The organism is Flavobacterium sp. (assembly GCF_027483985.1).
Lineage (GTDB): Bacteria > Bacteroidota > Bacteroidia > Flavobacteriales > Flavobacteriaceae > Flavobacterium.
Genome location: NZ_JAIXTJ010000055.1, coordinates 1 through 8107, shown reverse-complemented (window position 1 = coordinate 8107; position 8107 = coordinate 1). Strand labels below are relative to the sequence as shown.

At 31.1% G+C, this 8107-nt stretch carries 6 protein-coding genes; 4 read left to right on the top strand and 2 right to left on the bottom strand.

What is annotated here, in order from left to right:
* The 3 genes from Q0050_RS13895 to Q0050_RS13885 all read left to right on the top strand — a co-directional run.
* The coding region (locus Q0050_RS13895) for an OmpA family protein (protein ID WP_298397093.1) at window positions 1–197 on the top strand (197 nt) is incomplete at its 5' end.
* A 63-nt stretch (window positions 198–260) separates the two neighbouring features.
* Window positions 261–3017 carry a PD-(D/E)XK nuclease family protein gene (locus Q0050_RS13890; protein ID WP_298397090.1) on the top strand — a complete coding sequence of 919 codons (2757 nt, stop codon included), beginning with the start codon at window positions 261–263 and terminating at the stop codon, window positions 3015–3017.
* A 386-nt stretch (window positions 3018–3403) separates the two neighbouring features.
* On the top strand, window positions 3404–4075 hold the full coding sequence (locus Q0050_RS13885; RefSeq protein WP_298397087.1) for an ATP-binding cassette domain-containing protein: 672 nt from the start codon (window positions 3404–3406) through the stop codon (window positions 4073–4075).
* 39 nt (window positions 4076–4114) lie between these two features.
* On the opposite strand, the gene Q0050_RS13880 is transcribed toward Q0050_RS13885, so the two are convergent.
* Window positions 4115–4897, bottom strand: a complete 783-nt coding sequence (locus tag Q0050_RS13880; protein WP_298397084.1) for an alpha/beta hydrolase — start codon at window positions 4895–4897, stop codon at window positions 4115–4117.
* Window positions 4898–5164: 267 nt separating this feature from the next.
* On the opposite strand from Q0050_RS13880, the gene Q0050_RS13875 reads away from it, so the two are divergent.
* Window positions 5165–6472 (top strand): hypothetical protein, encoded by a 1308-nt coding sequence (locus tag Q0050_RS13875; protein ID WP_298397081.1) that lies wholly within the window; start codon window positions 5165–5167, stop codon window positions 6470–6472.
* A 236-nt stretch (window positions 6473–6708) separates the two neighbouring features.
* Here Q0050_RS13875 and Q0050_RS13870 read toward each other — a convergent pair whose 3' ends face one another.
* Window positions 6709–8001 (bottom strand): aminopeptidase P family protein, encoded by a 1293-nt coding sequence (locus tag Q0050_RS13870; RefSeq protein WP_298397078.1) that lies wholly within the window; start codon window positions 7999–8001, stop codon window positions 6709–6711.
* Window positions 8002–8107 lie beyond the last annotated feature (106 nt).

Sequence of the window (8107 nt, the reverse complement as noted above, 5' to 3'; positions counted from 1 at the left end):
CTGATGGTAAAGATGCTGCTAACTTAACTTTGTCTGAAAACAGAGCTGCTGCAGTTAAAAATTACTTAATCGAAAAAGGTATCGCTTCTTCAAGATTATCATCTAAAGGTTTCGGTGAGACAATGCCAATTGACTCTAACAAAACTAAAGCTGGTAAAGCTAACAACAGAAGAGTTGAAGTGAAATTAGTAAAATAATTTCTTCCAAAATATTTTCAAGAAACGCCTCGATTTATCGGGGCGTTTTTTTATATTTATAAAATGAATAACAACTCATTTCTAAATAAACTTTCCAAGATAATTGTCGCCGACTATTCTGATAACTTTTCAGATTTAATAGTCATTCTACCTAACAGAAGAGCTAAAGTTTTTTTAATTGATGAACTCAAAAAAGAAACAACTCAAACCATATTTTCTCCAGAAATTATAAGCATTGAAGACTTTGTTCAAGACATTGCCGGAATTCGTTCTATTGATAGCGTTGAATTGTTATTCGAATTTTACAACGTTTATCTATCTATAACTGAAAAAGACCAGGAATCTTTTGAAACCTTCGCTAATTGGGCTAAAACCTTATTACAAGATTTCAACGAAATAGACAGATATCTTCTTGAACCCGATAAGATTTTAAAATATCTAGAAAATATAAAAGAAGTAGAGCATTGGGCAGTTGACATTGATAAACGAACTGACTTAATTGATAAATATTTAATTTTCTGGAAAAAACTTCCACTTTATTATCATTCACTTTATAGTTATTTATTGCATAAAGGAATTGGTTATCAAGGTTTAATCTACAGAGAAGCCGTTGATAATCTCAACCATTTTTCAGAAACAATTAAAGATAAAAAATTCCTTTTCGCTGGATTCAATGCTTTGAACCACGCCGAAGAAAAAATCATCCAACATCTTTTAGCTATTGATAAAGCCAAAATCTATTGGGATATCGATGAAACCTTTTTGAATGATCCATTTCACGATACAGGGCTTTTTCAACGCCGATTCAAATCAACTTGGCCTTATTATAAAACCAATCCGTATGAATGGATTACAACCGATTTTAAGCAAGAAAAGAACATTCAAGTCATTGGTACGCCAAAAGCCATTGGTCAAGCTAAAATAGTTGGCGAAATAATCGAAAAACATAGTAATGAAAATGAAGGTAAACTTCAAAATGTAGCTGTAGTTCTTGGCGAAGAATCACTTTTGGTACCAATTTTATATTCGCTTCCATCCAATGTGGATGCTTTAAATATTACGATGGGTTATTCGAGTAAAAATAATCCTGCGCAATTGCTTATTGCCAAACTTTTTAAAGCACATACCAACGCCATTTCAAGAAACGCTTCGAGTTATGTCTTTTATTACAAAGACGTTTTGGATATTTTGACGCATCCATTAATTGAACCGTATATCAATGCCAAGGAATTGGTAAACCGAATCAATCAAAACAATTATACTTTCATAGTTCACAAACGAATTCTGGAATTACAAGAAAATCGGAATGAATTATTTCAATTGATTTTTCAAAAATGGGACACTTCTTCGGTCGCTATTTTGGAAAATTTGAGTCAGATTTTGCTCAAAATTAAATCCAATTTGAGTTCAGATAACGAAGAAGAAAAGATTACAAATGCATTTGTTTATTCGATTTTCAAAGTGATAAACAAAATGATTTCCTATTTTTCATCCAATTCAAATATTGATTCTGTTGAAACACTTTATGCCATTTACAAACAAGTAATTGATGTAGCCGAAGTCTCATTTGAAGGAGAACCTTTGAACGGATTGCAAATTATGGGAGTTTTGGAAAGTCGTGTGCTCGATTTTGAAACTGTAATTATCACATCGGTAAACGAAGGTAAATTTCCTGCTGGAAAAAGTATGAATTCTTTTATTCCATATGATGTTAAAAAAGAATACGGTTTGCCAACGTTCAAGGAAAAAGACGCAATTTATACGTATCATTTCTATCATTTATTACAACGAGCAAAAAATATTTATTTGTTGTATAATTCCGATAGCGAAGGTTTGGATGCAGGTGAACGTAGCCGATTCATAACACAATTAGAAGTCGAAAAACAACCCAATCACAATTTGACTTTTCAAACCTACAATGCCAATGTTCCTGAAATTGCGCATCAACCATTGGTAATTCCAAAATCGGAAAAAGTGTTGTTGCGATTGAAGGAAATTGCCGAAAAAGGATTTTCACCGTCGGCATTGACGACTTATATTCGAAATCCGATTCAATTTTATTTTCAAAGAATATTGCGTATTTCTGAAACCGATGAAGTAGAAGAAAATATCGCAGTTAATACTCTTGGAACCATAATTCACGGAACTTTAGAAGAATTGTACAAACCGTTTATTGGTAAGATTTTAATTGAAAATGATATTAAAATTTGTATCAAAAACATCGACGACGAAGTGTTGAAACAATTCAAATTGGTCTACAAGGAAGGCGAAATCAAAAAAGGAAGAAATCTTCTAGCGTTTGAAGTTGCCAAAAGAAACGTATTGAATTTCTTGAAATTAGAATTGGAAGCCATTCAAAACGGCGATGAAATTCAGATTATAGCTTTAGAAAAACATTTAGAACGTGATTTAATTCATCCAAAGTTACCTTTCTCTGTTAAAATTGGTGGAAATGTTGATAGAATTGAAAATCGTAACGGAAGAATCAGAATCATCGATTATAAAACCGGAAATGTTACCAAACCTAGTGTTACCTTAAAATCGTGGAATGGCTTGACAGATGACATAAAAAACGATAAGATCATCCAAATCCTTGCCTATGCGTTTATGTATGAAGAACAAGCTAAAGGTTTAGATATAGAAGCCGGAATTATATCTTTCAAAAACTTGAAAAATGGATTTTTACCTTTTGGTTTCAAAGAAGGTAAAGAGTTATTTGAAGTAATTTCTTCCGAAATGATGGAAAGTTATATTGAAGAAATTGTGGTTTTGTTAAATGAGATTTTGAGTGCTGATGTAGCGTTTGAAGAAAAAGTTTAACCGTAAAGGCGCTAAGTTTTTCGCAAAGTTCGCAAGGTAAAGTTTAACATCTTGTTAGAAATTTTATACTAATGTTTTTCTTTCCTTTACTAAAAAAATTAAAAAAGCAGCCAACATATTTGTCTTTTACAAATCCACACTTCCAATAAATTGTGCCATCAGTATTTTGCCACTTTTATTTTTTGGAGCAGATGCCTTTATATCAGTTTTTTTAACAATTGGTTTTTTTGCATCCTGTTTAAATAAAGAAATTAGTCACAAAAGAGAGTATATTTTCTTTTACAATAATGGAATTTCCAAAATTCAGCTTTGGATTTGGACCTATTTAATTAATGCATTTTTTGGGATTTTTATCACATTACTTATTAATTTATTCTTTTATTATTTTGAATAAACATGTTTTAGAAATCGATAGTGTTCAAAAGAAATTCGATTATAAATCGGTACTTTCAGATGTTTATTTGAAATGTGAAACTGGTGAAATTATTGGTTTGTTAGGAAGAAATGGTTCCGGAAAATCAACGTTATTAAAAATCATTTTCGGTATTCTCGACTCCGATTTTAAATTTGTTAGAATTGATGGAGTAATTAAGAATAGAACAAGTGATTTGTTTACAGATATTAGTTATTTGTCACAAGATAATTTTATCCCCAATTCATTTTCTGTAAAAAAGGCAATTGATTTATCGATTGACAAAAATAAAACGGAAGAATTCTATCAAGATGATTTCATAAATTCATTAAGAGATAAAAAAATAAATCATCTTTCTGGTGGCGAGTTAAGATATTTAGAAATTAAATTAATACTTTTTAATCCTTCGAAATTCATTTTGTTAGATGAACCCTATAACGGGTTATCTCCAATTATGATTGAAAAAATAAATCAATTGATTGTTCAAAATTCAAATAAAAAAGGAATAATAATTACCGATCATAATTATGAAAATGTAATTAAAATTTCATCAAAATTAATCCTATTGAAAGAAGGAAAAGTATTTCATTTAAAAGAGAAAAATGAACTTATTGACAAAGGTTATTTACGAGAAGGATTGATTTAATTTCTTAGTGAACTTCGCGCAATCTTGATGTCTTAGTGGTTAAACCTTTTTAAAAAACTCACCCAAAACCACCAACAATTCATCTCTGTTTTCAATATGACTCATATGTCCGTCTGGGAAAGTGTGTAGTTTTACGTTGGTTCCTTCAATTTGATCAACATTTTCATCGTAGTTTAAAACTGGATCTTCTTTTCCAAGAATCAACATCATTGGATAAGAAGCAAAATGCAAAATCACTTCTCTATCTTTTCTAATTTTCATACCTTCTTGACAAGCAACTATTCCTTGAAGAGGTGTTTTTAAAGCTTCCAATTTTACATTTTCAATTTCTTCTACTAGAATTTCGCGGTTTTTTTCACTAAATAAATTCGCAACACTCATTCGGATGCAAGCCACATAATTCTTTTTAACTGCGATAATCGCTCGATCACGATTGGCTTTTCGTTCATCACTATCAGCTCTGGAAGTGGAGTTTAGAAGCACCAAACCTTTCATAGTATCTGGATACAATTCGGCGAAAGCCAATGCAATATAACCGCCCATAGAATGACCAACCAAAACCGCTTTTCTAATTTTTAATTCGTGTAAAACGTGATGCACCATATCGGCTTGATCTTCCATTGAATGCACATAACCCAAACATTCGGTTTGTCCGTGACCCAATAAATCAATTGCAATCACGCGGTGTTTCTTTGAAAACTCAGGTACAAAAGCATTCCACATTTCTTTATTTTCATAAAAACCATGCAGTAAAACTACAGCCGTACCTTTTCCTTGGTCGGTGTAAGTGATTTTGGTGTTTTTGAATATCGTTGTTTTCATTAGTGCAAAAGTAGATTTTATCCTTCAAAATCACATTTATTTATTGTAAAAACATAATTAATTAAACTTTGTTTGGAAAGTTTAAAAATTATTCATACCTTTGTCGGGTACTTGGGTAAAGTATACCTATTGGATATTAGGTAATTGTCTGGATAGACAATGGTATTATGATTGGTAAGTCATTAGGCGTAACGGAACGAGCTGCATAGCTTACTTCATAATATTTATTTAATTGTTTTTTTCGTTCCAAATTAAATAAATAAAATTATGAGTAATTTAATTCTTAAGTTAGAACATTCTAACATTTTTCAACAATCTTTAGAAGATTGTAAAATTCAAAAAATCCTTTCAAGTATTTCTCCATCAACTTTTATTAAGCTTCTAAAAGAAGCTGACAATAAGGTTAATCCAAGGATTGCAACAGTTAATAAAATAACAAAAAGTATTCACGAAACTTTAGAAACTAGTCCTGAACTTTTCTGGTTTAAGTCTAAAGGAATTTTACTTTCTACTGAGACTTGTGAGCTTTTAGATAGAAACAGAGTAAGATTAACTTTTGCAAATACTGACTATGAAGGAATAATGGATGGTGGCCATAATACATTTGCAATAGCTATTTTTATAATTGAAAAATTATTTGATAAAAAAATCAAAAGTTGGGATGATTGTAAAGATTTTTGGTCTGATCATTATGAAGAAATAGTAGAAAAATTTGAAGAAAACAAAGACAAATTTCATTTTACAATTCCTGTTGAAATTTTGACGCCAAATTCTGAAAATGGTTCAATTGAAGAGTTTTATGATTACATATCTGAAATTTGTTCTGCGAGAAATAACAATGTTCAGTTGAAAGAAACTGCTAAAGGAAATCAGGTAGGATACTACGATTTTCTTAAAGAAAAACTTGATTTGAAATATGATATAATATGGAAGACAGGTGACAATGGAGTAATTAAATCTGAAGATGTCATTAGTTTATCAACGTTAGGTCTAATTTTCTTAAAAGAAAGAGATAAACTTCCTTCTGATATCAAAACCTTAAATAAAATTAGCATTTATTCTCAAAAAGGGAAATGTGTTGATTTCTTTAATGACGTAATGTCAAATTCAGAAGTAAGTAAAGAAGATAAAGGAAAATTTGTATTGACTTCTAAAAATGTAATGTCCGTTTTAAATATGACAGATGATATTTTGCATTTCTTTGATCGTCTTTTTATAGAATTTCCTAATCTTTATCATAGAGCAGCTCCTGGAAAATTTGGTAGAATTTCATCAGTTGATAATAAGAAGAAAGGTAAAGCACCATTTGGAACTACTAAAAATTCATGTGATTATCAGTATTCATTTGGATTTTTTTATCCAATAATTTGCGGGTTAACAGGTTTAATGGAATATGATGATAATAAAGATGAGGTATATTGGAAAATCAATCCAAAAAACTTAGATTTGAATAGACTAGATCTTTCTCAGTATGTTGAGTTAATTAAAATAGTAAATTTTGATCCACAAAAAATTGGAAAAGGAATTGTATTTTATAACGAAGCAGAAAGTATTTTTCAAAAGTTAAATAATTAATATAAATATAAAGACGGCTCGATAATTTGAGCCGTCTTTAATAAAATATCGTGTTTACAATTCAAAAAATAAAAGAAGCCCATTCCAAAGTAAAAAGCGGTGCGGACTTTCTAAAATAAAAGCAAAACATTATTGGACTTGGCACTACTCCTTTTTCTGATTTTTGTGTTCCAAAAAAAAACGGCTCACTTTCGCAAACCGTCTTTTCTCTTTCTTCTTGTATCTATTTTCTAAAATTAAGAATTCATAATCGATTCAATTTCATCTACTTCAATAGGAATATTGCGCATCAAGTTGAACGCTTCACCTTTTTCTTGAATCACCATATCGTCTTCAATACGAATTCCGAATCCTTCTGCTGGAATGTAAATTCCTGGTTCAACAGTGAATACCATATTGGCTTGCATTGGTTCGTGTAGTAATCCGTAATCGTGTGTGTCTAATCCCATATGATGTGACGTTCCGTGCATAAAATATTTTTTGTACGCTGGCCAATCTGGATTTTCGTTTTGAACATCGGCTTTGTCAAGTAATCCTAGTCCCAAAAGTTCCGAAGTCATTATTTTACCAACTTCAACGTGATATTGTTTCCACAACGTTCCTGGAACTAACATTTTGGTAGCTTCATTTTTCACACGTAAAACCGCGTTATAAACTTCTTTTTGTCGGTCAGAAAAACGTCCCGAAACTGGAACCATTCTCGTCATATCACTTGAATAATTCGCATATTCTGCACCAACATCAAGCAAAATCAAATCGCCTTCGTTACATTGTTGGTTGTTTTCAATATAATGCAACACATTCGCATTATTTCCTGAGGCAATAATTGGTGTGTAAGCAAAACCTTTGGAACGATTTCTTAAAAATTCGTGCGCAAATTCCGCTTCGATTTCGTATTCCATTACGTTTGGCTTTACGAAATTTAAAATTCTACGAAATCCTTTTTCGGTAATATTACAAGCTTCTTGAATCAGATCTAACTCTTCGCTTTCCTTCACCGAACGCAAACGCTGCAAAATAGGATTCGATTTTTCCACTTTATGCGCTGGATAATTTTCTTTCCACCACTTGATAAAACGCTCTTCACGAGTTTCAGTTTCAATCACCGCACGATAATGCTCGTTAGTGTTAATGTAGATAGTGTCGGCATAAGCCATCACTTCTTTCAAAGTTTTATGAAAATCTTGCAGCCAAATCACGGTTTTAATTCCGGCAACTGCAAACGCTCTATCTTTAGTAAGTTTTTCGCCTTCCCAAATAGCAATGTGTTCGTTAGTTTCTTTTAAGAATAAAATTTCTTTCAAATGCTCATAAGGTGCATCCGGAAAAAGCAACAAAATACTTTCTTCTTGATCAACACCAGATAAATAAAAAATATCACGATGTTGTGCAAAAGGCAAAGTAGAATCAGCAGAAACTGGGTAAATATCGTTTGAATTAAACACAGCAACACTATTTGGTTTCATTTGTGCCGTGAATTTAGCTCTGTTTTTAATAAATAAATCACGGTCTATTTGATGGTATTTCATTTTTTTAGTAATTAGTGAATAGTAATTAGTGAATAGTAATTAGTGAATAGTAATTAGTGAATAGTAATTAGTGAATAGTAATTAGTGAATAGTAATTAGTGAATAG